The following is a 25,422-nucleotide window of genomic DNA, read 5'->3' as shown; positions in this document are numbered from 1 at the left end:
AAACGGCCGCCTCGAACACCTCCGCGGCTCCGCCCTCGGCTTCCGGAACCTCACCCACTACATCGCCCGCAGCCTGCTAGAAACCGGCGGATTCAGACCCCACCTACACCCTCAAATGCGATGAGCCTCTTTAAACCGGTTGCTCGCGGGTCTTCCCAGTGCCCCCTCCGCTGCTCCGGCGGGCCCCGAGCCCCGTGGGAGCGGGCGTTCAGGGGCAATTGGGGCCCGGGCCGACCCCGGTCGCCCCGTCCGGCCGGCCCGGTGGAAGCCGGCGCGGAGGGGTCGAATTGGGATGCAACTGGTCCCGTCGGGCGACAGTGGCGCGGCTGACGGGAGGAGATAATTTTCAGCGCCGAGCACTTTCCCACCTCGGTTCCCCCTCCCAGGGGTCCCCACCCCCTTTCAATCCCTTTCAATACTTGGAGCAGCGTCAGTGACCAGCGATAACCACGCCGGACCCGTCCGGGGCCGTCGGCCTTGTGACGTCGTGGCCGGCGGGGCGATCGAATGACACGGCTCGTCGCGCCCCGGCCGGCCCCGACTGTCAGGAGCGCTCCATGAACCGAGCGTCGGTCCGCAGGATCCTCCGGGTGGCAACCTCTGTACTCACCGCGGCCACCATTGTCCTCGTCCTGCTCCACCCCGGGATTGTCACCCAGGAGGTCGACCTCAACGACGGCGGGGTGTGGGTCACCAACGGGAACCTGCGCCTGGTGGCGCACCTGAACTACCCCTCCCAGGTCCTGGACTCCGGCCTGCGGACGGCCTCGGCGGAGTTCGACGTCGATCAGGCGGCCGCCTCCGTCTTCGTCTCCGACGCCGCCGCAGACACCTACACCCAGGTGGACGTGGCGCGCACGGTGCTGCTGGCCCCATCCGTGGGGGCCGGCGCCTCATCAATGGAGCTGGGCGGGCAGCGCGTGGGCGTGGCCGACCCCGCCGCCGGCCAGGTCTGGGTCATGCCGGTCGAGGATTATGCGGGTTTCAATCCCGCCGCCACTGAGCCGGCGCTGACTGACATTCCCGGCGCGGTCCTGGCCATGGGCACCGACGGGTCGGTCCACGTGGCCTCGGCCAAGGCCGGGGTGATCAAGACCATGACCCCGGCAGGGTCCATGGACGACGTCGCCACCCAGCAGCTGCCCGACTTGGCCGAGGACGCCGACTTGCAGGTCAGCGCCGTCGGCTCGAAGACCGTTGTCCTGGATCGCTCCAGCTCCACCCTGGTCCTGCCCGACGGCACCGCAGTGACGCTGACGGGGGACAACCTCCAGCTCCAGATCCCCGGCCCCGAGGCCAATGAGGTGCTGGTGACGTCGGCAGCGGCCCTGCTGCGCGTGTCCCTGAGCGGGAAGGTGACCACGGTTGCGCCCACCCTCGCCGGCGGCACCCCCTCCCGGCCCGCCCAGCACTCGGGCTGCGCCTACTCGGCCTGGGGCGGGCAGGGCTCCTTCCTGCGCGACTGCGCCGGCCGGGACGACGACGTCGACATGGCGGTCCCCACCCTCAACGACGCCACCAGGGCGGTGTTCCGCGTCAATCGCGATGTCATTGTCCTCAACGACATTCAAAGCGGCGGCCTGTGGCTCCCCGACGAGAACATGATCCAGGTCGACAACTGGGAAGAGATCAACTCCGATGTGGAGAAGGAGGAGGAGTCCGAGGAGGACTCCACCGAGACCGAGGATGCGGCTCAGCAGGAGCGCACTGAGGAGAACACCCCGCCCGAGGCCGTGGACGACACGTTCGGCGTGCGCCCGGGCCGCTCCGCGCACCTGCCGGTGATCGCCAACGACACCGACCCCGACGGCGACGTCCTCGTGGCCAAACCCGAGTCCCAGCCGTCCTTCGGCTCGGTGGGGCAGGTGCGCGACGGCGCCGCCCTCCAGGTGCAGATCGAGGAGGGCGCCACCGGGAGTGCCACCTTCACCTACACGCTCGACGACGGCCTGGCCTCCGACACGGCCACCGTGACCCTCAACGTCCACCCCTTCGATGTCAATGAAGGACCTGAGCAGCTGCGGACCTCCTCCCTGATCCTGGGCTCGGGCGCCGGCTCGACACTCAATGTCTCCGGGGACTGGCTGGACCCCGACGGCGACCCCGTCTACCTCAAGGCCGTCGCCTTCCCGTCGGGTTTTGACGTCACCTACCGGGCCGACGGCACCATCACGGTCAGGGACCTGGGCCAGGGCGCCGGGGTGACCGACCTGACAGTGACCTACTCCGATGGCACGGAAGACACCGAGGGCATCCTTCGAGTCGATGTGCGCGGCTCGGAGAATGTCGCCCCGGTGGCCAACGGGGACCACATTGTGGCGCCGGTGGGGCAGGCCGTCCAGGTCTCGCCCCTGGCCAATGACTCCGACGCCAACGGCGACACCCTGCGCCTGGTGTCCACTGGCGATGCCCCCGACGGGATAACCGCCAGCAGCGACGTGAACCTGGGGGTCGTGACCGTCACCCCCTCCAAGACCGGGGTCTTCTACCTGGCTTACACGGTCAGTGACGGGCCGGCCTCCACCGAGGGCGTGATTCGGATTGACGCCATTGAGGCGGACCAGACGGCGCTGCCCGTGGCCCAGGGTGACGTGGTGACTCTGCCGGCCGGCGGCCAGGCACTGGTCTCGGTCCTGGACAACGACACCGACCCCCAGGGCGGGATCCTCACCGTCCAGTCAGCGCAAACCAGTGAGGGCAGCCCCCTGGTGGTGGCGCTGCTGGAGCATCACCTGCTGCGCATTACCGCCCCCAGCGGGTTGGATGAGATCGCCACGCTCACCTACACGGTCGCCAACGCCGCCGGCACCTCCGAGGGCCGGGTGATGGTCATCCCGGTCCCGGCCGAGTCGTCAACCGCGCCCCCCGAGCTCAATGACGACACCCTCGTGGTGCGGGCCGGCGATGTGGGCTCCATCTCCGTGCTGGCCAACGACCGCTCGTCGGCTGGACTGACAATGACGGTCCAGCCCGAGCTCCAGCACGAGATCAACCCGGCTGTGGGCGAGCCCTTCATCTCCGACAATGTCATCCGCTTCCGAGCGGGTGAGCAGGCGGGCAGCGGCAACATTATTTACACCGTGCGCGACACCGCCGGGAATGTGGCCTCGGCGGCGGTGAGCGTGACCGTGGTGGCCATGGACGCCGAGCGCAACACCGCCCCGCACCCCAAGGATGTCACCGGATGGGCGGTGGCCGGGGAGACCGTCACCATCCCCATCCCCATGGAGGGGATTGATTCCGAGGGCGATTCGGTGACCCTGGTCGGCCTGGGGGCCTCTCCGAAGCTCGGTACCGCGGAACTGGGCGCCACGTCCCTGTCCTACACGGCCACCGCCGAGGCCGCCGGCACCGACGTCTTCAGCTACATTGTGCGCGATCGGCTGGGCAAGACGACTACCGCCGTGGTGCGCGTGGGCGTGGCCCCCGCGGCCGCCACCAACCAGAAACCGGTGGCGGTCGCCGACCTGGTGACGGTCAAGCCCGGAGTCCAGCTGACCGTGCCCGTCCTGGCCAACGACGTCGACCCCGACGGCGACCAGCTGTCCCTGGCCGAGGACTTCATCTCCAGTGAGGACGGGCAGATCGACCCCTTAGCCAAGGGCTCCCGGGTCTCCCTGCGCTCGCCGACCGCCGAGGGCACCTACACCGTCCAGTACGGGGTCACCGACGGGCGCTCGGACCCGCAGACGGGCCTGCTGACCGTCGTCGTGTCCACCACCGCCCCCGCCCAGGCGCCCATCGCCCGCGACGACGCCGTCGACCGCGCCCAGGCCCGCTCCAGTTCAACGGTGACGGTGCCGGTCCTGGACAATGACGAAGACCCCGACGGCGACATTACTGAGAATACGGTGACCAGCACCGACGATGGCGTGTCCGTGGACGGGGACGGCTCACTGACCATTGAGGTCAGGGAATCCCAGCGCTACGTCCTGTACACGGTGACCGACGCCGACGGGCTGACGGCCTCGGCGGTGGTGGATGTGCCCGGTTCGGTGATCACCGAACCGGAGATCGACACCTCGAAGGCCCCGGTGGAGGTCCGGGCCGGAGAGCTGCTGACCATTGCGCTCAACGAATACGTTCTGACCCGCGCGGGCCGCACCGTCCAACTCACGGACGGCAACAAGGTGACGGCGGCGGCCGGCTGGGACGGTTCAGCGCTGGTCAAGGACTCCACGACGCTCACCTTCACCGCCAAACCCGACTACTCGGGCCCCTCCTCGGTGACCTTCGAGGTCACCGACGGCGAGGACCTTAATGACTCCGGGGGCCGGGTGGCCTACCTGACGCTGCCCATCACCGTGACCCCCGGAGACAACCGCCCCCCGGTGATCACCCCCACCACCGTGGAGGTGGCCGCCGGGGAGGGGGCCATCACCGTGGACGTCTCCCGCTGGACCACCGACCCCGACGGCGAGGACACCTCTGGCTTCTCCTACGAGGTCTCCAACGCCCCCAGTGGCGTGGAGGTGGGCCTGAGCGGGCGGAACCTGTCCGTGGAGGCCTCCGCGCAGACGCCCAAGGGGCCGGCCGGCTCGCTGACCATGACCGCCACCGACTCCAGCGGCGCGCAGACGAGCGCCTCGGTGCCGATCACCGTGGTCTCCTCCACCCGCGCCCCCATTCAGCTCTCCTCGGCCACGATTAGCGCCGACGCCGGAAAACCGGTGAGCGTGGACGTCTCCAAGTACGCCTCGAACCCCTTCCCGGACACGCCCCTGCACGTGGTGGGCACGCCGTCGTCCTCTGACGGCGCGAGCGTGAGCGTTTCGGGGACCACGCTGACCACGACCCCGCCGGCGGGCTCGCACGGCACCACCGTGATCACCTACCGGGTGGGGGACAAGACCAATGATGTTGATCGTGAGGTCCAGGGCACCATTCAGGTGACTGTGCGCGACCGGCCCGACGCGCCCACGAGGGTGTCGGCCACGTCGAACAGCGCCTCCACGGCACTGGTGTCATGGTCGGCCGGCTCCGCCAATGGCGCGCCGATCACCGGCTTCACCCTCTACGACACCACCCAGGGCGACTCCAAGGAATGCGGCCTGGTCACCAGCTGCCTGTTCGAGGGGCGCAGGAACGGCCAGGACCACACCTTCCATGTGGTGGCCCACAATGAGGTCGGGGACTCCGACTCCTCGGGCAGCGCCACCACGAACATTGACGTGGTGCCCGGGACCGTGCCCCAGCCGGTGGGCACGCCGGGGGACATGTCCCTGTCGGTGAGCTGGTCGGCTCCCTCCAACGACGGCTCGGCGATCACGAGCTATACAGTGGCGCTGAGCCCCGGCGGGCAGCAGCAGACGGTCACGGGAACCAGTGCCACCTTCACCGGCCTGTCCAATGGCACCGCCTACACAGCGGTCGTCAAGGCGGAGAACTCCAAGGGTGCGAGCCGGGAGTGGTCCACGGCCTCCACGGCGGTCACACCCTACGGCCGGCCCGGACCGGTGGGGAGCGTGAGCGCGGCAGCCGCCAACCTCGGCGCCTCCGGCAGCACCGACACGGTGACGGTCTCCTGGGGCCCGGTGTCCGACGTCAATGGCCGCGGGATCGAGTACTACACGGTGACCTCCTCCAATGGCGTCTCCAAGACCGTCCAGGGCGGGGGCAGCCTGTCCACCACCCTGGAGGGGGTCAGCGTCTCCAACGACCAGGTCACCTTCTCGGTGACCGCCACCAACGACTCCTCGGCGGCGGGCAGCCACACCTCGGCGCCCATGTCGACCAGTACGTGGGTGGTGGGCAAGCCCAGCGCCCCCTCGGCCTCGGGCTTGACGGCCACCGGCAACGACAATGAGATCTCCATGTCCACCAGTGCCGTGGCCGGCAATGGCTGGCGGACCGCGGACCTGTACGTGCAGTGGAGCACCGACGGCGCGACCTGGCAGGCGGTGAGCAACCTGCGGGGCAACGGCCTGTCCAATGGCAGCGCCTCCACGGTCTCGGTGCGCGCGTGCGGGGAGAAGACCGGCAGCACGGCGTGCTCCGACGCGGCCACCGTGGGGTCGGTGACCCCCTTCGGGTCGCCGGTGGCGGCCTCCATGAGCTGCACGGCCAGTGGGACGCGCGTGGACTGCAGCTGGTCGGGCGGCAGCGGCAATGGCCGGGACACCTCCTTCACCCTCTCGGGCCAGCAGTCCGGCTCCGTGGGGGGCTCGGGGTCAGTGGGCTGGGATGTTGGCGAGGGCGTCCACGTGCGCCTGTGCATTAAAGGCGTGCAGCACTCCAGTGAGGTCGGCGACCGCTCCACCGCCGAAAGCTGTGCTGAAGCCCGGACCCGGAGCTACACGCGGGGAAAGACGACCTACAAGGCGGCGCAGCAGTTCACTGGCGGTACTGGGTTCTGCCGGAACGGAACCTGTAATGTGGTGGGGCTGCGGCTCACGGACTGGCCGCCGAACACAACAGTCAACTGCACTGGCGTTTTCAGTAAGACCTCCATCTCAGCGAGCATTGCGGTCGATGGCGCTGGGAACGCCTCCTATGAAGGGAACTGGAATGGGATCGCCGGACAGCTTGGCGCTGATTCCAGCTATAGCGCCCAGCAGTGGGCCAATATGATTAGCAACCTTCAATGCAGCTGACTTCCGCGATTAGACGAAAGGTAAACGACCTATGGCCATGACCCAGGAGAACGCGACGTGGTTCGCGGACACCTTCTCGCGCATTGTGGACAATGTGGGGGAGGCCTTGCTCGGCAAGCAGGATGTCATCCGCTTGGCCCTGACCACCATGCTCTCCGAGGGGCACCTCCTGCTGGAGGACGCCCCGGGCACGGGCAAGACCGCCTTGGCCCGGGCACTGGCCGCGACCGTCCAGGGGACGCACTCGCGCATCCAGTTCACCCCCGACCTGCTGCCCAGCGATATTACGGGCGTGACCATCTTCGACCAGAAGACGGGGAACTGGGAGTTCCACGCCGGCCCGGTGTTCTCCTCAATCGTTCTGGCCGACGAGATCAACCGCGCCTCGCCCAAGACCCAGTCGGCCCTGCTGGAGGTCATGGAGGAATCCCAGGTGACGGTCGACGGCGTGCGCCACGCCGCCGGCCGGCCCTTCATGGTGATCGCCACCCAGAACCCCATTGAGCAGGCGGGCACCTACCGACTGCCCGAGGCGCAGCTCGACCGCTTCCTCATGAAGACCTCCGTGGGCTACCCCGACCGCGGCGCCCTGACCCAGGTGCTGGCCGGTTCGGCCCACCCGGACCGCTCTAAGTCCCTAGGGGCGGTGATCGCCTCCTCCGCGGTGGCCTCCATGGCGGACTTGGCCGCGGAGAATCACGTGGAGAACGCGGTGCTGGACTATGTGGGGGCCCTGGTGGAGGCCACCCGTGAGGCCGACGAGACGCGCCTGGGGGTGTCGACCCGCGGCGCCATCGCCATGACGCGCGTGGTGCGGGTGTGGGCCGCCGCCCAGGGGCGGTCGTACGTATTACCCGACGACGTCAAGGACCTGGCCCGCCCGGTGTGGGCTCACCGCCTGGTAATGGACCCCGACGCCGAGTTCGCCGGCGCCACCCCCAACAACGTCATCGACAACGCCTTGGCCACGGTCGCGGCGCCCACCACCCGGAAGTGACCTCCTGGTGAGCAGCCTCCCCCCGCCGCCCCCGCCCCCCGGGCCCAGGACAGCACAGGCCCCGCCCCCGCCCCCGGGGGCCGGGCGTCCCGGGGCCGGTGGGCGCCCGCCGCGGCCACCGCGGCCACCGCGGCCACCGCGGCGCGGGCTCCCGCGACTGCGCGTGCCCCTGCCCACGCGCGCTGGCCTTAGTGCCGCCGGGCGGGCCCTGGGCGCAGCCGCGGGCGCCGCGGGCGAGGGCCTGCGCGCCGTCGGCCGGCGCACGGCGCAGGGCGGGCGGGCCGTGCGCGCGCGGGCGGTGGCGCTGGGGGCCCGCGCCGGCCGGGCGGGCCGCGGGCTGCTCACTGTTCCCGTCCTGGGCTCTCTGCTGCGCACCCTGTGGTCCTTCGCCACCGCCGTGACCACCCTGGGGCGCTGGTGCCTGGCCGCGACCCTGGTCTGCTGGTGGCTGGCCGCCACCCGCCACTGGTTGGAGGCCTGGACCTTGACCGTGGGCCTGGCCGTCCTCCTGGCCCTGGCGGTGTTGTGGTCCCTGGGGCGCACCACCTACCAGGTGGACGTCCGCTTGGTTTCCACCCGCGTCACCGTCGGTGAGGTGGCACTGGGCGGGGTCACCCTGACCAACCCCACCCGCCGGCCCACCTCCGGGTCCGTGATTGAGATGCCGGTGGGGGCGGGCTTGGCCACCTTCCACGTGCCGCGCCTGGCACCAGGCGCCGAGCATGAGGAGGTCTTCACCATTCCCACGCGCCGCCGCGGCCTCGTCACCGTGGGCCCGGTGACCTCCGTCCGCGGGGACGCCCTGGGCCTCATGCGCCGCGCCCAGCGGTGGACGGACCCCATTGACCTCTATATTCACCCGCGCACCGTGGGCCTGGACTCCACGGCGCTGGGGTTCATTCGCGACATTGAGGGTGCCGTCACCCAGGACCTGTCCAGCTCGGACGTGTCCTTCCACGCCCTGCGCGACTACGTGGCCGGCGACGACCGCCGCAACGTTCACTGGAAGACCACCGCCCGCATTGGGCGCCTCATGGTCCGCCAGTTCGAGGAGACCCGCCGCGCCCACCTCCTGATCGTCCTGAACCTGGACCCCACGGCCTGGGCCGGCGCGGAGGACTTTGAGACCGCCGTGTCAGCGGTGGCCTCATTGACCCTGGCCACCATGCGCGAGCACCGCGAGATCAGCATTGTCAGCCAGGCCGGGACCCCGGTGCTGTCCAGCGCCACTCGCGCCCTGGACATTCTGACCACTATTGATCTGGAGCCGGACTGCGAGGACCTGGTCGAGCTGACCCGCCGGGCCGTGGACGCGGTCCCCCAGGCCTCCGTGACCACCCTGGTCACCGGTCCCCTGACTCCCGTGGTGACCATCCACCGCGCCCACGCCGAATTGCCGCTGAGCACCCGGCCCATGGCGTTGCGCATTGACGCCACTGCCGCCCTGGCCACCAGGCGGGTTGGTGGAATGCCGCTCCTCACCCTCCCCGTCGTGGACCAGCTCCCGCTGGCCATGCGAAAGGTCGGCCCATGACCCCCAACCGTGCCGCCAGTACCGCCAATACCGGCAACGCCGACAATACCGGCAATGCTGACAATGCCGGCAATGGCGCCTCCCCCACCGGCCCGGACGGGGCCGCGCCGGCCCATTCCCCGCACGGCCGGGCCCTGGTGAACCTGGCCGCCGTCGTGGTCATGCTGGCGGCCGCCGGGGCCACCCACGGCGCTGTCTTCGGCGACTCCTCGGGCTACATTGCCGTGGGCGGCGGTATAGCCCTGGGAACGGCCATTGCCGCGGCGGCCGCGCACTGGCGCTGGAGCGCCTTCGAGACCGGCCTGGCCGGCGTAGTCGGCTACCTCCTGGCGGGCGGGCCCATTGCCCTGCCCTCAACGACCACCTCCGGCGTCATCCCTACCCTGAGCACCCTCCAGGGGTTGATTATCGGGGCGGTCCAGGCGTGGAAGGACCTACTGACCCTGGTGCCCCCGGCCGCATCCTTCGTCGGCCCCACCGTGGTGCCCTACCTCAGCGGCCTGCTGTGCTCGCTGGTGGCGGTCTCCATCGCCCTGCGCACCCGCCGCCAGGAGCTGGCCCTGGTGCCGGTGGCCGCCCTCGCCCTGGTGGGAATTCTCTGGGGCTCCCAGCGCGCCCCCCTGGCGCTGCCGGCCGCCGTGAGCGCCCTGGGCGTGGGAGCCCTGTGGTGCTCCTGGTCGGCCGGGCGCCGTCGCCGCGAGGCCGGGGCCGGCATTGTGGGCCAGGCGGCCCCGGGCAGTCGCGGGCACCGGCGCCGGACCGCCCTGGGGTCGGCGGGCATGGTGGCGGCCGCCGTGGCCGTGTCCGTGGCCACGGCGCCCACCCTGGGCGCCGGGCACCGCGATGTTCTGCGCGAACATGTGGACCCGCCCCTGGACCTGACCGAGTACCACTCGCCCCTGACCTCTTTCCGCTACTGGGTGGCCAACCAGAAGGAGACCACCCTGTTCACCGTCGAGGGCATGACCGAGGGACAACGCATTCGCCTGGCCACCCTTGACGCCTACGACGGCACCGTCATGCGCGTGGGCACCGACTCGGGCGCCGAGGGCTTCCGCCAGGTGGGGACCACTGTCACTGACGCCCCCGTGGCGCCGGGCGCCACCACCACGACCCTCCAGATCACCATTGGCGCCTACGAGGGCTACTGGCTGCCCGGCGGCGGGGAGCTGCGGGAGGTGGACTTCACCTCCGCCGACGGCCCGGCCCTGGCGGAGACCCTCTACTACTCCGAGGCCCTGGGGTCGGCGATCACCACCCGCGGGCTGAAGGAGGGCGACGCCTACAGCGTCACTGTCGTCGATCCCCCCACCTGGACTGACGCCCAGCTCAGTGACAAGTCCTTCGAGACGGTGAACCTGCCGGAGATGACCAATGTGCCCGAGGCGGTCTCCTCGCGCCTGCCCGACTTCCTCGGGGAGGCCGATACACCCGTCGAGCGGGTGCGCGCCATGACCCAAACCTTCTCCAGTCAGGGCTTCTACTCCGATGGCTCCGACGGACTGTCCCGGCCCAGCCACGCCAATGGGCGCATCACCACTCTCCTGGACCCGGACGCCATTATGATCGGCGACGACGAACAGTACGCCGTCGCCATGGCGCTCATGGCCCGCCAGGCCGGCTACCCGGCCCGCGTTGTCCTGGGCTTCTACCCCGAGACCTACACCGGCGGCACCCAGGAGATCAAGGGCACCGACGCCCACGCCTGGGTCGAGGTCAATTTCTCGGGTGCGGGCTGGGTCGCCTTCGACCCGACCCCGCCGCGCGACCAGGTTCCCCAGACCGAGGTGCCCAAGCCGAAGCCCAACCCTCGGCCCCAGGTGCTCCAGCCCCCGGTCCCGCCCCAGGAGCCGGCGGACCTGACCCCTGAGGTCGACGACGACGACCAGGACTCCGACAATGACAATGCCTGGCTGCGCTGGCTGCTGCTCGGGTTGAGAGTCGTCGGCTACTTGCTCGTGGTCGCTGCGCCGTTCCTGCTGATCCTGGGGGCCAAGGCCCTGCGCCGCCGGCGGCGACGGCGGGCGGCCTCCGAGCTGGCCAGGGTCATGGGCTCCTGGGATGAGCTGGTGGACCGTGCTACCGACCTGGGCACAGGGGTGCCGCGCTCAGGAACCCGCCTGGAGCAGGCCCGGCACCTGGATGCGGCGGCCACCGGCGCCCCGGCGCCTACGGGGCCCGTGTTCCGGCCGGTGGCGGGTCCCGATTCGGCCGGGGGCCTGGCCCAACTCGTGGACTACTCGGTGTTCGGCTCCCAGGAGACCTCCACCCCGGCGGTCACGGCGGCGTGGCAGCACTCTGACGCCCTGCTGACTCTTCTCACCGCACGGGTCTCGCGGCGCCGCCGAATCCTGGCGCAGATCTCACCGACCTCGCTGCGCGTGCGCGGCCAGGAGAGGTTCGCGGCCCGCAAGGCCTCCACCGGGCCCCGCTCCCGACAGTTGGGCCTGCTCCGCGGGACCTTCCTGCGGGACCGCGAAGCAGCCGCCGAGAAGAGCGCTGTTCCTCCGGCCGAGAGCGGTGCGCCCACCGGGCGGGCCCAGGCTCCTGCCCCGCAGCGCGAGGCCATCATTGAGGCACTTCCCGACTTCGCCGCGGTCACCGGGAAGGACGCTGCGGTGACCGCGCGGACTGGGGCGCAGACCGAGGAACGGGCCCCAATCATTGAAGAGCTCCCCGACTTCACGGCCCGGAGCCGCGAGGCCGGCGCAGTCGCCGAATCTCATGCTCAGGACAGTGCCGGGCCCGCTGAGTCGGCCGAACCTGTCGAGGCCGCTGAGTCGGATGGGTCGGGTAAGCCGGATGGGTTGGGCACTGAGGGCAGTGCCGGGCCCGCTGAGTCGGCCGAACCTGTCGAGGCCGCTGAGACGGCCGGGCCGGCGGAGACGGCCGGGCCGGGCACTGAGGACAGTGCCGGGCCCGCCGAGCCCGCCGAACCCGCTGAGCCTGCCAAGTCCGCCGAGTCGGCCGAGCCTGCGGAGACGGCCGCCTCCGCCGAGGAGAGCCCTGAGAAGGAGGACTCATGAGCTCTGCCCCCGACGCAGCGCCCTTGCAGACCAGTCCACCCCAGTTGGGCGCAGTGGTGCCGGCCTCCTCGGGCGCCCGAGTCGCGGCCAGGGCCATAGACCTGGTCCTAATGAACCTGCTGATAGCACTCGGCTACGTTATGCTCGTCGCCCTGCTCGCCCTTATGGGCGACGGGGAGCTGCCCGTGGCGCTGACCTTCGTGGTGCTCATTGCGGTGCCGGTGGCCCTGATCAAGCTCTGGTTCGTGGACCTGTGGAGGCGCGGCACGACACCGGGGATGCGCCTGCTGGGTGTGGCCTGGACGCGGTGGAGCCGGCCCGGAGCCCCTGGGGTCAGGGCGCTGGTCAAGCTTCTCATCCAGTGCGTGGTCTCGCTGTGCACCCTCGGGCTGGGGCCAGTGGTCGTGTACCTGACCACCCGCGACGATCTGGGGCGCTTTTGGTTCGACCGCGTCAGCGACATAGTCGTCATTGACTCCCGCCATTCCGGCATAGAGCCGCACAACCAGGGCACCCCGGTGGCCGCCGCGCACCCCCGGGAGCAGGCGGCGCCCCCGCCCCGGGACGAGAACGGCCTCCCCGCCGCCGTCGCCCCTCCACCTGAACCTGCCGCCGGCCCGGCGCCCCGCCCGACCACGACCGCGGCCACGACCCGCCCGGAAGAGTCCGTCGGCGCACCCGGGGCTGCTGAGGCCGCGCCCCATGAATCGGCCACACCACCGGAGCCCGCCGCACCAGCGCTGGAGACCCCCCTGAGCCCGGCGCCGCCGGTAACACGCCGTAGCACCCCGGCCCCGGCTGCAGAGGAACTCATAACCTCAGTGCCCTGGGAACAGCCCTCCGCCCCGGGCCCTGCGGCGACCTCCGCCGGGTCGCCGGCCGCCCGGGCGGGCGCCCCCGCCGGCCCCCGGCCGGCGTGACCAACCCCAGTGCCCGTGCCCCCATTGTGGTGCCCTTCGCCACCAAGATCGGCCGGGCCGCTCAAGGAACCGAGAACTCCACGGGCCGCGCCGTCCCCCAGCCCGCACTGCACCTGCTCCTGGACACCGGTCAAGTAGTCCCCCTCGAGGGCGCCGTTCTACTGGGGCGAGATCCCGTCGGAGTCGGCCCCTGGGCAGGCTCAACCCCGGTCCCGGTGGTCGACCCGGAGCGCTCGATCTCCAAGACCCACCTGGTAATCCGCCTTGAGGAGACCCGGGCACTGGTCCAGGACCTGGGCTCAACCAACGGCACCATTGTTGTCGCCCCGGATGGCTCCATGACTCATGCCACCCCCGGCGCGGCCGTGGATGCCGCCGTCGGCTCCACCGTCCGCTTCGGTGAGCGCAGCCTAACGGTGGAGCGCTGACATGGGCCGCCACGTCGCGCCGGCGCTCCCGGCCCCAGTGCTCACGGTCGCCCACGGAGCCGCCACTGACGTGGGCCGCGTGCGCACGCACAATGAGGATGCCTACCTCGCCCACAGCCCCGTCTTCCTGGTTGCCGACGGCATGGGCGGCCACCGCGCCGGTGACGTCGCCTCGGCGCTGTGCCTGAGCGCCTTCGCCCCCCTGCGGGGGCGCGACTTCGTCAGCGCCCCCGAACTCAGCGGGGCTCTGGCGCAGGCCGCCCGCGACGTCGCCGGGCTGGGGGCCGACGGCGGCGTGCCCGGCACAACCCTGTCCGGGCTGGTGCTCTCCACTCAGGGCGACTTGCCCTGCATCCGCATTGTCAACATAGGGGACTCGCGCACCTACCACTTCGGGGCCGGCACTTTCAGCCTGGTCACCCACGACCACTCCGAGGTCCAGGAGCTCATTGACGCCGGGAAGCTGACCGAGGAGCAGGCCCGCACTTCTGGACGGCGCAATGTGATCACCCGGGCGCTGGGCGCCGGGGGAGGGCCCGAGGCCGCCGCCGACCACTTCGTCCTGCCCGCGCACGCCGGGGACCGCTTCGTCATCTGCTCTGACGGGCTGAGCGGGCAGGTCACCTCCGCCCTCATTGAAATCGTGGTCCGCTCAGTGGGTGATCCCGCCGAAGCCGCCCACGAATTGGTCCGCCGGGCGCTGGCCAGCGGCGGGCACGACAATGTCACGGTCGTGGTCGTCGATGTTCTGGAGGCACGTCCCCAGTGGGGCCGGGCGGCGGTCGATGAAACCACGATCCCCCGCCACCTTGAGGACACCGCGCTTGAGGACCTTGAGGATACCGTGCCTCGGCCCAACCCGGTCGAGCGCTCCACGGCCCGGGCCCCCGACGAGTCCACCCGTCTCCTCCACCGGGGGTGGAGCAGATGAGCGCACCGTTCCGCTGGACTCAGGGGCCGGTCCCAGTGGCCGTCGCAGACCGGGGCGTGATCGCCATTGACGACTCCCCGGAGAACCTGGAGGCCCTGTGGGCCGAGTTGGAGTCCGGTCGCGCCCTGGGTGAACTGCTTCAGCACCTGGCAGGACTCCACGGCAATAGCGTCTTCGCTCTTCCCGACTTCATCGCCCTGACTATTGACGACGGCCAGTTGCGCGTGGCCGCCCGGGGCCGTTTCAGCCTTGAGGCGCGCACCAGCGCCGGAGCGGTGAGCTTCACCGCTCCCGAGATTATCGCCTGGGACGAGACCCACATTACCGGGGCTCAGAGCCTGGTCCTGGTGCTGGCGGAGGCCGGCGCGGGCGGTGCGGGCGCACCGGGCACCGCCTGGCCGCTGCGCTCGGGGATTGTCAGGGCCTCGCGGATCACCTGGGGCCAGGCGGCCGGCGAGTCGGCACCCGGCCGGCCCGGGCCGCGCGCAACAGCGCCATCGGCCCCCCAGCCGCCGGCCGCCCAATTGCCGGCCCCCCAGCCGCCGGCCGCGAGCGCACCTGGGGCCGACCGGGCGGCCCCACCGCCGGCACCGCCCGCCGCACCCCCGGGCTCCACGCCTCCGGCGGCTGGCCTCGCGGGGACCGGGGCCACCCCCGCACCGGAAGGACCCACCGCGGCGGCGCTGGAGGATCTGGCCGAGGACGAGTACTTCGGGCACCTCTTTGAGCACACCCGGGCAACCAATGTTGAGGCGGCGGCCATTCGCACCATCCAATCCGACGACGTCAACCCGCTCACGCGCCTGAGCGCGCGGGAGCGCGGAGCGCCCGGGCCGCAGGACCGGGCCGCCCTGACGGAGACGCCCGCCGGCCCCCCGCCCCCTCCCGGGGCGCCCCGGGGGACGGGCGCCGGAGTTCCCCCGCCCCCGGTGGGCCAAGGCGAGGCGCCCCTGAGCCCGGGCGCCGCCGGCCTGGAGGACTGGCTGCACGACGGCGAGACCATCACCCCCGAGCAACTGCGCGCCGCCCGGGCCGCCCTCGCCGCCCAGGGCAGTGAACCAGCCGCCCCCGCGGCAGCGGACTCAGTGGAGCCCAATGCCGGCCCCCAGGTGCTGGCCGCCCTGTGCGCGGCCGGCCACCCCAACCCCGTCCACGCCACCAGCTGCCGGCTGTGCGCGGGCGCCATCACCTCAACCACCACCCGCGTGGCCCGCCCCGCCCTGGGGATCCTGAGCTGCTCGAGCGGGGCCGGCGCGGTCCTGGACGCCGACGTCATTATTGGGCGCCTACCGCAGGGCACCGGCCGGCCCGGCGGGCCCCCGCCCCACCTCATGGCCGTGCCCAGCCCCGGCAAGGCCATCTCCAAGTCCCACTGCGCGGTGCGAGTGGAGGGCTGGGACGTGTCCGTGGAGGACTTGGGCTCGACCAACGGGACCTTCCTCATCCGCCCCGGTGAGGCACCGCGGCGCGTGCCCGAGCACCAGGGCATCTTCCTGCGCCCCGGCGACGTCATTGACCTGGGCGACGGCATCACCCTGACCCTGGAGGCGGCCTCATGAACCCCCACGCCGCCCCACCCGAGGGCCCACGGATTCCCGGCGCCCAATACAAGGGCCTCTTGGGCGCCGGGGGCTTCGCCGACGTCTTCCTCTACGAGAACGACATGCCCCGCCGCGAGGTCGCCGTCAAGGTAATCCGCCGCGGCGCGGGGGAGCAGGACCGCCGGCGTTTCGAGGCTGAGGCCAACCTCATGGCCCGCATGTCCTCCCACCCCTCCATTCTCTCGGTCTATGGGGCCGGCACCGTTGAGGGCGATCGCAACTACCTGGTCATGGAGTACTGCCCGCCGCCCCACCTGGGCAAGCGGGCCCGGGCCCAGGCCTTGAGCGTGCCCCGTGCCCTGGAGGTCGCCATCCAGATCTGCGGCGCCGTGGAGACCATCCACCGGGCGGGCTATCTTCACCGGGATATTAAGCCCGCCAATATTCTGGTAACCAGCTTCAATCGGCCGGTCCTGACTGATTTCGGTATTGCCGCACCTATGGGGGAATGCGGCGACGACGTCGGCGGCGCCTCACCGCCCTGGGCGCCCCCGGAGCAGCTGTTCAAGGATGGCCGGCCGACCCCGGCCAGCGACGTCTACTCCCTGGCCGCTACCGTTTACACGCTGCTGGCGGGGCGCTCCCCGCACGTGGACCCCGCCGGCGGCCGCAGCGACCAGCTCTCCATTATGGAGCGCATTAGCAATCAGCCGGTGCCCCCTATCGGCCGTCAGGACGTGCCCGCCCAGCTCGAGCGCGTCCTGGTCACCGCCATGGCCAAGCGCCCCGAGAACCGCTACTCCTCGGCCATTGCCTTCGCCCGCGCCCTCCAGCAGGTTCAAACCGACCTCCAGTTGCCGGTCACGCCCCTGGACGTCATGGAGGAGGAGGTGGTGCAGGACTCGGACCCCGGCCAGTCCCAAGACGCCACCGCGCTGCGACCGGTGACCTCCATCGACCCCGACGGGCCCACCGGCACCGTGCCGGCGGCCACCAACCCGGTCGTCGGGGTGAACCCCGACGCCACGCGCTTCGCCCCCCGGCGCATTGACGCCCAGGGCAGGGGCGACCAGCATTCCGAGCAGACCCGGGAGCGCTTCACCGTGCCCGGTGGCCCCGCCCCCGCGGTGGCGGGTCCGGGCCTCCGCGGACAGGCCCCGCCGGGCCCCGGCGGGGCCCCGGAGGCCCCGGACGCATCCGGAGCCACCATGACCTCCGAGCAGCTGCACGGCCGAGAACAGGGGGCCTGTCGGCCGGCCTCGGTCCGCTCCCGGGAATGGCAGCCCCTGGGCCCGCAGGTGGTGCCCCCGGAGCGTGATGACGATCGCCTGGGGGCGCGCCCAGTGCTTCTGGGCGTCGTGGCGCTGCTCCTGGTCCTGGGCATTGGGGGCGTGGCCGCCTGGTCGTCAATGCGCGAGGAGGGCGGCTCGGCCCCCACCGCTGCGCCGAGCTCCCAGGCGCCCGTGGCCGGCCCGCCCCCGGGCGTCTCCACGGTGCCCGGAGTGGAGGACCTGGCGGTCAGTCTTGTCAACGGGGAGGTGGAGGTCACCTGGGGCTATGCGGCCGGCGCCACCGGGGTCACCTTCCTGTACCGGATATCCGATCCGGCCGAGCCCCACCCGGTTCAGGAGACCACCAGCATGCGCGCCACCATCCACCCCGTGTCCTCGCGCACCTGCGTGGAGGTGGTCGCCCGCGACGCCGGAGGGGCGATCTCCGAGGAGCAGGTCGCCTGCATAGACACCCCCGGGGCCCAGGAGGAGCAGAAATGAGGATCCGACTGAGCGTGGCGGGCCGTTCCGGTCAGACCACCAACCTGCAGATCACCGCGGACGCCACCGCCACCGTCGGGGACGTGGCCGCCGCCCTGGCCAGCGCCGGGCCGATCAAGGCCGGTGCCGCCGTCGCCCCGGCAACCATGACCCTGCGGGTTCTGGACGCCGCGGGGCTGCGCCCGCCCCTGCTGCTGGCCGGCCACACCCCCCTGGATGAGGCCGGGCTGCGCTCGGGCGACCTGGTCGATGTCAGCCCTGTGACCGAGGATCACTCCCCTTCGGCGGAGGCCGCCGTCGTCCAGGTCCTCTCCGGGCCCGACGCGGGCACCACCCACCCCATCACCTTCGGCTCCACCGAGGTGGGGCGCTCCCGTTCCTGCGGCGTGGTCCTCACCGACCCGCTGGTGTCCGAGCGGCACATGCGCATTACCGTGGGCCAGGGCATTGAGATCCATGACTTGAACTCCGCCAATGGCGTGGTGGTCTCCGACCAGCGCGTCCAGCGCCTGCGCCTGGGGCCCCACGACCGAATCACCGTGGGCGACACCATGATGCGCATCTCCATGCTCACCACCGCCAGCTCCGTGCCCGGGGCGCGCAAGGGCGGTGACAATGCTGAGATTGCTTTCGTGCGCTCCCCGCGCGTGGTGCCGCGCACGCCCGAGGCGAGTGTGGCCCTGCCGGAGGCGCCGCGCACCCGCTCCAGGAACCGTTTCCCCCTGCTGGCCATGGCGGCGCCCCTGCTCATGGGCGCCGCCATGCTGATCATGACCCGCAACGCCCTGAGTCTGATCTTCGTGCTGCTCAGTCCGCTCATTATGGTCGGCAACTGGGTGGACCAGGACATCCGCCGCAAGCGCGGACTCAAGCAAGACATCGCCCTCTTCACTGAGGGCGTCGCCCAGGCGGTGCGGGACCTGCGGGCCGCCCACGCCGCCGAGCGGGCCGCCCGGATCTCTCAGTACCCGCCGGTGGCCACCGTCCTGGATCAGGCTTTGGCCATGGGGCCAATGCTGTGGTGGCGCCGCCCCGAGCACCCGGAGTTCCTCCAGTTGCGGTTGGGGGTGGGCACCGATGTGCCGCGCACCAAGGTCGAGGAGGGCCATTCGCGTGACGGCCTGGCCATTCACCAGCAGGCGCTGGCCCAGGTGCGGGCCCGTTTCGCCACCATTGACGAGGTGCCCATTGTGGTCAACCTGCGTGAGGACGGCTCCCTGGGCTTGTGCGGTGCCGGCCCGCAGGTTGAGCCGGTGGCCCGTGCCGTCCTGGCTCAGCTGGTGTGCCTGCACTCCCCGGCCGAGGTCGCCGTCGTCTGCCTGACCGACCCCACTGGCCGAGAGCGCTGGGACTGGCTGGAGTGGTTGCCGCACTCCTGCTCCCCCCACTCGCCCCTGGGGGACCTGCACTTGGCTTGCGACGGGGTCGTGGGCGGGGTGCTGCTGGCGCGCCTGGAGGAGCTCATGACTCAGCGCGGGGCCACGAGCCCGGCGCGCCGCGGCCCCAGTGAGAATTCCAGCGACGACGAGGGCGATGAGCCCACCGTTCCGGCCGTGGTGGTGGTGGCCGACAACCCCGGCGTGGACCGGGCCCGGCTCATGCGCGTGGTTGAGCAGGGCCCCGACGTGGGCATTCACACCATCTGGGTGGCCCCCGAGGTCACCGACCTGCCGGCCGCCTGCCGCACCTTCCTGAGGGTCACCTCCCAGGGGGGCCAGGTCGGTTATGTGCGCCGCTCGCGCACCGCCACGCAGGTGGCGCCCGAGACCCTGACCCACCCCCAGGTGCGGCGCCTGGGGCGCCACCTGGCCCCCGTTGTCGACGGCGGCGTCCCGGTTGATGACGAGTCCGACCTGCCCCGGGCCATTTCCTTCGTGGGGCTCACCGGTGAAGCGTTGGCCGACTCCGCTGAGGCCCAGGTGGCCCGCTGGCGCGCCAACCACTCAATCATTGACCACCAGGGTCCCGCTGCGCCCCTCAAGCAGCCCGTCAGCCTGCGGGCGCTGGTGGGGCAGGGCGCCGAGGCACCCCTGGCGCTGGATCTGCGCGCCCACGGCCCCCACGCCCTGGTGGGCGGCACCACCGGTGCCGGCAAGTCCGAATTCCTCCAGTCCTGGGTGCTGGGCATGGCCCAGGCGCTCTCACCGGACCGGGTCACCTTCCTGTTCGTGGACTACAAGGGCGGCTCTGCTTTCGCCCGGTGCACCGACCTGCCGCACTGCGTGGGCCTGGTCACCGACTTGTCCCCCTACCTGGTGCGCCGCGCCCTGACCAGCCTGCGCGCCGAGCTGCGCTACCGCGAGCATCTGCTCAACGACAAGGGCGTCAAGGACCTGGTCACTTTGGAGAAGACCGGGGACCCGGACTGCCCGCCCAGCCTCATTATTGTCGTCGACGAGTTCGCCGCCCTCGTGGGTGAAGTCCCCGAGTTCGTTGACGGCGTCGTCGATGTCGCCCAGCGCGGCCGTTCCCTGGGGTTGCACCTGGTGCTGGCCACCCAGCGGCCCGCCGGTGTCATTAAGGACAATCTGCGCGCCAACACGAACCTGCGCGTGGCTCTGCGCATGGCCGACGAGTCCGACTCCCAGGACGTGCTGGGGGAGAGGATCGCCGCTCATTTCCCACCCGAGATCCCCGGGCGCGGCGCCGCCAAGACCGGTCCGGGGCGCATTACCCAGTTCCAGTCCGCCTACCCCGGGGCGCGCACGTCCGCCCAGAAGCAGGCGGCCCAGGTGGCTGTTGACGAGATGACCTTCGGGGCGCCCCGCCCCTGGCAGGTGGCCCGCATGGAGCAGGACACCGAGTCCGTCCCCCAGGACATTGACCGGGTGGTGGCTACTATCGTCCGGGCCTCCCAGCGGGCGGGGATCGCCGCGCCCCGCAAGCCGTGGCTCGAGGAGCTGGCCACCACCTATGACCTCAACCGCCTGCCCCAGCGGCGGGACACCGAGCTGCTCCTGGGCGTTGTCGACGACCCCGACCACCAGGACCAGCACCCCGAGTACTTCCGGCCCGACGACGAGGGCAACATCTGCTTCTACGGCTCCTCGGGGTCGGGCAAGTCGACCGCGCTGCGCTCCCTGGCGATCGCGGCGGCCATCACCCCGCGCTCGGGGCCGGTGAACGTCTATGCCCTCGATTTCGGTGGGGGCGGGCTGCGCATGCTGGAGTCGTTGCCGCATGTGGGCGCCGTGGTCGACGGCGACGACGAGGAGCGCGTCCAGCGCCTGCTGTCCATGCTGGCCGACACCGTCGACGAGCGTGGGGAGCGCTACGCCCAGGCCCGGGCCGCCACCATTACCGACTACCGGCGGATCGCTGATCGGCGGGCCGAGCCGCGCATTCTGCTGCTGGTCGACGGGATTGGCTCCATGCGCGCCGAGTACGAGAAGAGCGCCGATGGGCTGGCGGTTCTGGAGGTCCTCCAACGCCTCCTGGTGGACGGGCGCGGCGTGGGCGTCCACGTGGCCGTGACCGCTGAGCGTCCCCAGGCGGTGCCGACCTCCATGAGCGGCACCTTCCAGCGCAAGGTGGTGTTGCGTCAGACCGATGAGGACGGCTACATGTACTTCGGCCTGCCCAAGGACGTGCTCACCCCGGCCAGCCCCCCCGGGGCGCGCCATGCAGGTGGGGCGCAAGGACGAGGAGCTTCAACTAGCGATCCTGGGCGACAATATCAATGTTCTGTCCCAGTCCAGGCTGGTGGACGCCTTCGGCCACTACCTGGAGCGTCAGGGGCGCACGCGCCCGGCGGGCGTGGGCAGGCTGCCCGCCGAGTTGCCGGCCGGCGAACTGCCCGCCACCGTTGCGGGCCGGCCGACCCTGGGAATGTCCTCCGACACCCTGGACCCAATGGGTTTCGAGCCGGTGGGGGCACTGCTGCTGGCGGGCCAACCCCAGTCAGGAACCTCCAATGCCATGCGCTGGATGGCCACCACCCTCAGGCAGTGGGACCCCAATGTGGTGCGCGTCCACATGGCCGCCCGCCGCTCTCCGCTGGCCCACCTGGAGGGCCTGTGGGACTTGTCGGTCTCAGGGGAGGAGAGTATTCGCGAGACTCTTACGAAGCTCTCCGAGACGCTGGGCGCCGAGGCCGAGCCGGGGCGCCCTCAGGTGGCGCTTTTCATTGAGGGCTACCCCGAGTTCCTGCAAACACCGGTGGAAATGGGTCTGATTGACGCCGTCAAAAAGGTCAAGCGCAACGGCCACCTGGTGATCGCCGAGGGTGAGACCTCCCAGTGGAATTCCTCCTGGCCCCTGCTCCAGGAGGTTCGCAGCGGGCGCGCGGGCCTCATTCTCCAACCCGAGTCCATGGATGGGGACATGATCCTGCGCACCGCCACCCCCAAGGTGCGCCGTGGGGAAATGCCTCCCGGGCGCGGCTACTGGATTGGTGCCGGCAAAGCCGTGAAGGTTCAGGTGCCGCTTATGGAATAGCCACTGGCATGGCCCCGTGGCGGGGCGCCCCGCCACGGGGCCCGCGAAGAGGGGGATCCCGGGCCGCCTGGGCCGAGGTCCGCCGTGAACATGCCGAAACGAGGGGCGCCACTGAGGCGGCTCGGGACAGGGACAGGACTCAAGGAGGAGGACTCATATGGCTTTGGACGTCAAGATTATTGATGCGCAGCTCGAGGCGGCCCTGGAGGCAATGAGGAGGATCGAGGGGAGCCTCGGCTCCATGAAGGACATTGACCGGGGCCTGGCGGATGCTTGCGGGCATGACGAGCTGGCCGAGGCCATTAAGTCCTTCTCGGACTCCTGGCGGATTAAACGGGACGAGCTCACCGCGATGACCCGGGCTCATCGGCTCTCCATTCAAGCTGCTCGGGACTGGTCGGACCGGATAGATGACCTGGTGCCCCCGGACGGCCCCCAGGAGCCCCCGAGGGACATGAAACCCGCCAACCAGGGCCTTGATGTGAGGAATGAGGACCATTCCCCACTGGGGGCGGGCCCGGTATCCGACTATCGTTCCGAGCCGGACCCGAGGAGCGCGCCCTCCTCAGCGCGGTCGGAGATCACGGGTGGAGCCGGCAAACCCGGACTAAGCCCCACCGGGGCAGTTGAAGGGCGAGCGCAGAACCATATTGATTCGATCGGCGGCCCCATTAATATGAAGCCCGTTCCAGTGGGCGAGCCTGCTCAAGCCAATCCCGACATAGGCGATGTCAAAGTCGAGGAGATTCTTGAGGGCGCCTACGACCCAGTGGCACGGCGGGTGAAAGACGTTCTCGGCGACCTGGTGGACCTGGCGTTCGACGATGCCGCCGCACCGGAGGCGGCTGCTGCCCTTGGGGGCATGAGCGCGGCGGCGGCCCTAGCGGTCCTGGCCCTGACCCCGGCCCAGAAGAAAAGCGCCGCCGGAGGCGCGGCGCCGCGCGCCATCGAGGCCGTTTCCAACCTGCGCCAAACCCTGGATGCCAAACCCGCAGGGGACGGTGATCCGACCATTGCGGGCCGGCCCGGTCGAATCCGGAACCGAATCCTGTCCTCCTTACTGGGAGATTCCGCTGCGGGTTCCGCTGCGGGGGAGAGCCGCCACGGAGCCGATTCCGGCCCGATGGCGGAGGATGCGCGGATAGACGCCCGCACCGCGATTGCAGGATTGAGGTCAAGCGCCGAGGCCGCCGGGGCCACCGCCGGCGCCCCTGCCCCCGCATCCGCAGCCGGGCAGATGGCCCCTGGAGCGCAACAGGCCATTGGCGCCGCGCCGCCGGGCGACTCCACCCCCAATGCGGGCGGTCCTATTGGGGGTTCGGCCGCCTCCCCCCATGACCCCTTGGTCGGGACGGGCGGCGAGGGCCTGACGGGGAGCAGCGGAATATTGCCGCCAGGAGAAGTGAACGCGCCCGCGCCTGAGGAGACGGGTGCCCACGGGGCCAATGCGGCCCAGCCAGGTGCATCGCCTCATCCGGATTCCGCCGCCGATCATGGCCTGCCCACAATGCTCGGCGGCATGGGCATGGCCGCCGGACTGGGAGCGCAGCCGGCGACCTCCCACGAGGATGAGGAGAGGCGTGAGAAGGAGGCGCGCAAATTACGCGACCGCCTCAAGACCGCCAAGACAGAGAAAAAGGAGCACTCGTGAGCGCTAGAGCCGGACGGTGGGATCTTCTCGAATACAACAGCGATCCAGTTCCCGGGTGCCCGGAGCGGGTGCGCGCCGGAGCGCAACGGTACGTCGAGACCGCCGAGGAGATTAAGATCGCCGCCACGAACCTCCGGTCGATATCATACGATCAAAAATCCAAGGCCATTAACAGGATTCGTGAGCAGGCCCGTTCGATCGCCGCCGAACTCGACAAGGCGCATTCCCGCTGCGACGGCGCCGGTGGTGCGCTGGGTACATTCGCCGGAGTGCTGGAGAGGTCACGGGAGAAAACGAAGCAGGCCCTCGACCAGGCGTCCGCCGCCGACAGTGAGTGGAGGCGGTCGGTTTCGCTGCAGAATGAGGCCGCTGAGGCGTACAACGCGACGACCGATGAGGCGATTCGACAGGAGCGCCGGTCCATCTACTACCACCGCCTGGAAGACGCCAAGAACGCGTCGGCGCGGCTGGCGGAGGCCAGGCGGAGGGCCAAAGCCGCGGTATCCGAGTTCCGTGCAGCCGGAGCGAAGACCGCCAGAGAGCTCGGCGACATTAAAAAATCCAGCCCTCTCAATGACAGCGTCCTCGACCGGATTAAGGAGGTGATTAACGCCGTCAAGAAGTGGCTCGGGGGCGCCGCGGCCAAGATCGGGGCGGCGATCAGGTCATTCATGGCCTGGACGGCCGGGCTCGGCGCCGTGTGCAGTAGAATCCTGGGCCCGGTCTTCGGCAATCTATGGCCGGCTTTAAACAAGATCGTTGTCGGGGGGTGTTGTTGGTAGGTGTTCGAAGTCGTAGTCGAAGGTGCGGCTGGTGATGTAGTCAAGGAACGCGGTGTATGTTTGTTCGGGGGTGTCGCGCTGGATATTGGCGATGCTTCCTTTGGCCGTGTTCCAGACATGCTCGACTGGGTTGTGGTCCGGCGCGTAGGGTGGGAGGTAGATCGGGGTGATGCGGTCTAGTGCTTCGCCGGGCTTGTACAGGCTGGTGAGGGCTTTGGCGTGGTGGAATCTGGCGTTATCCAAAACGACGGCTATCTTGGTGTTGTCTGTTTCACGTGCCAGGCGGCTCATAGCCAGGATAATCTGCTCGGTGTTCTGGCTGCCCTCAATGGGGTAGATGCGCATCTTCTTGGTGGTCAGGCTCAGGGCACCGAAGAACGAGCATGAAGAACGGTTCCGGTTGACGTAGATCTTGGTGCGCTTGCCCTTGGGCAGCCACATGCGGCGGGTCTCGGCCTCGTGCTCCACACGGACCTCGTCGACGGTGTAAACCTCCCAGCCGCCGGCCAGCAGGTCGGCGACTTCCCTGCGTACCTGGGCCATGCGCTGGGTGATGGCCTTCTCATCACGGCGCTTGTCGAAGGGGTCGGGCAGCCCCATGCTCATGCCGACGAAGCGCAGGAGCAGCTGGTAGGAGGAGTCCGACTCATACTCCACACCGAACCTCGCCTTCACCACGTCCCGTAGGGCGGGCACGTCCCAGAAGTCGGCTTGGATGCCGGATTGTGATGGTGGCAGGCTCAGGACTTCCTTGAGCTGTTCCTTTTGGGTGCGGGTGAGTTTCGCGGCGTTCTGATTGCTGGCATGACC

General features: G+C 70.4%; 14 protein-coding genes. 13 read left to right on the top strand and 1 reads right to left on the bottom strand.

The genetic code is table 11. The features are described 5' to 3' along the window. Positions 1–557 precede the first annotated feature (557 nt). The 13 genes from EUC46_RS11370 to EUC46_RS11315 all read left to right on the top strand — a co-directional run bounded on the left by EUC46_RS11370 (position 558) and on the right by EUC46_RS11315 (position 24,612). Positions 558–6,593: an Ig-like domain-containing protein gene (locus EUC46_RS11370; RefSeq protein ID WP_128774278.1), complete on the top strand. Its 6,036-nt coding sequence runs from the start codon at positions 558–560 to the stop codon at positions 6,591–6,593. 31 nt (positions 6,594–6,624) lie between these two features. Then, complete coding sequence (locus EUC46_RS11365) at positions 6,625–7,590, top strand: AAA family ATPase (protein ID WP_128774277.1); 966 nt, start codon at positions 6,625–6,627, stop codon at positions 7,588–7,590. Positions 7,591–7,753: 163 nt separating this feature from the next. Then, a complete protein-coding gene (locus EUC46_RS11360) occupies positions 7,754–9,124 on the top strand; it encodes a DUF58 domain-containing protein (RefSeq protein WP_128774276.1) in 1,371 nt (456 codons plus the stop codon). Then, positions 9,121–12,150, top strand: coding sequence for a transglutaminase TgpA family protein (locus EUC46_RS11355; RefSeq protein WP_128774275.1), 3,030 nt, complete (start codon positions 9,121–9,123; stop codon positions 12,148–12,150). Before EUC46_RS11360 ends, EUC46_RS11355 begins: the two co-directional genes overlap by 4 nt. Beyond that, positions 12,147–13,070: an RDD family protein gene (locus tag EUC46_RS11350; protein WP_128774274.1), complete on the top strand. Its 924-nt coding sequence runs from the start codon at positions 12,147–12,149 to the stop codon at positions 13,068–13,070. Before EUC46_RS11355 ends, EUC46_RS11350 begins: the two co-directional genes overlap by 4 nt. Beyond that, positions 13,067–13,498, top strand: a complete 432-nt coding sequence (locus EUC46_RS11345) for an FHA domain-containing protein (protein WP_164918827.1) — start codon at positions 13,067–13,069, stop codon at positions 13,496–13,498. Before EUC46_RS11350 ends, EUC46_RS11345 begins: the two co-directional genes overlap by 4 nt. 1 nt (position 13,499) lies before the next feature. Beyond that, positions 13,500–14,429 carry a PP2C family protein-serine/threonine phosphatase gene (locus EUC46_RS11340; RefSeq protein WP_128774272.1) on the top strand — a complete coding sequence of 310 codons (930 nt, stop codon included), beginning with the start codon at positions 13,500–13,502 and terminating at the stop codon, positions 14,427–14,429. Next, a complete protein-coding gene (locus EUC46_RS11335; RefSeq protein ID WP_128774271.1) occupies positions 14,426–15,988 on the top strand; it encodes an FHA domain-containing protein in 1,563 nt (520 codons plus the stop codon). The genes EUC46_RS11340 and EUC46_RS11335 overlap by 4 nt, the downstream gene beginning before the upstream one ends. Further along, the gene (locus EUC46_RS11330) at positions 15,985–17,742 is read left to right on the top strand and encodes a serine/threonine-protein kinase (protein WP_128774270.1); all 1,758 of its coding nucleotides are present in this window, start codon (positions 15,985–15,987) and stop codon (positions 17,740–17,742) included. The genes EUC46_RS11335 and EUC46_RS11330 overlap by 4 nt, the downstream gene beginning before the upstream one ends. Further along, positions 17,739–21,872, top strand: a complete 4,134-nt coding sequence (locus EUC46_RS11325) for an FtsK/SpoIIIE domain-containing protein (protein ID WP_241655552.1) — start codon at positions 17,739–17,741, stop codon at positions 21,870–21,872. Before EUC46_RS11330 ends, EUC46_RS11325 begins: the two co-directional genes overlap by 4 nt. Further along, the gene (locus tag EUC46_RS13155) at positions 21,856–22,179 is read left to right on the top strand and encodes a hypothetical protein (RefSeq protein ID WP_241655551.1); all 324 of its coding nucleotides are present in this window, start codon (positions 21,856–21,858) and stop codon (positions 22,177–22,179) included. The genes EUC46_RS11325 and EUC46_RS13155 overlap by 17 nt, the downstream gene beginning before the upstream one ends. Before the next feature lie 157 nt (positions 22,180–22,336). After that, positions 22,337–23,830, top strand: a complete 1,494-nt coding sequence (locus tag EUC46_RS11320) for a hypothetical protein (protein ID WP_128774269.1) — start codon at positions 22,337–22,339, stop codon at positions 23,828–23,830. Then, a complete protein-coding gene (locus EUC46_RS11315; RefSeq protein WP_128774268.1) occupies positions 23,827–24,612 on the top strand; it encodes a hypothetical protein in 786 nt (261 codons plus the stop codon). The genes EUC46_RS11320 and EUC46_RS11315 overlap by 4 nt, the downstream gene beginning before the upstream one ends. Here EUC46_RS11315 and EUC46_RS11310 read toward each other — a convergent pair. Next, positions 24,577–25,422, bottom strand: an 846-nt coding sequence (locus EUC46_RS11310; protein ID WP_128774267.1) for an IS630 family transposase, incomplete at its 5' end; no start/stop codon positions are given. The two genes, EUC46_RS11315 and EUC46_RS11310, sit on opposite strands and share 36 nt — an antisense overlap.

It is taken from the genome of Actinomyces oricola, assembly GCF_004104015.1.
In the GTDB taxonomy this organism is placed as follows: domain Bacteria; phylum Actinomycetota; class Actinomycetes; order Actinomycetales; family Actinomycetaceae; genus Actinomyces; species Actinomyces oricola.
The sequence above is the reverse complement of the archived record's forward strand: the minus strand, read 5'-3'. Positions and strand labels throughout refer to the sequence as shown.

Excerpts from the sequence above, each read along its gene's own strand:
- EUC46_RS11365 (WP_128774277.1), top strand. The coding sequence starts at position 6,625 with ATGGCCATGACCCAGGAGAACGCGACGTGGTTCGCGGACACCTTCTCG.
- EUC46_RS11350 (WP_128774274.1), top strand. The coding sequence starts at position 12,147 with ATGAGCTCTGCCCCCGACGCAGCGCCCTTGCAGACCAGTCCACCCCAG.
- EUC46_RS11335 (WP_128774271.1), top strand. The coding sequence starts at position 14,426 with ATGAGCGCACCGTTCCGCTGGACTCAGGGGCCGGTCCCAGTGGCCGTC.
- EUC46_RS11340 (WP_128774272.1), top strand. The coding sequence starts at position 13,500 with ATGGGCCGCCACGTCGCGCCGGCGCTCCCGGCCCCAGTGCTCACGGTC.
- EUC46_RS11320 (WP_128774269.1), top strand. The coding sequence starts at position 22,337 with ATGGCTTTGGACGTCAAGATTATTGATGCGCAGCTCGAGGCGGCCCTG.
- EUC46_RS11325 (WP_241655552.1), top strand. The coding sequence starts at position 17,739 with ATGAGGATCCGACTGAGCGTGGCGGGCCGTTCCGGTCAGACCACCAAC.
- EUC46_RS11330 (WP_128774270.1), top strand. The coding sequence starts at position 15,985 with ATGAACCCCCACGCCGCCCCACCCGAGGGCCCACGGATTCCCGGCGCC.
- EUC46_RS11355 (WP_128774275.1), top strand. The coding sequence starts at position 9,121 with ATGACCCCCAACCGTGCCGCCAGTACCGCCAATACCGGCAACGCCGAC.
- EUC46_RS11370 (WP_128774278.1), top strand. The coding sequence starts at position 558 with ATGAACCGAGCGTCGGTCCGCAGGATCCTCCGGGTGGCAACCTCTGTA.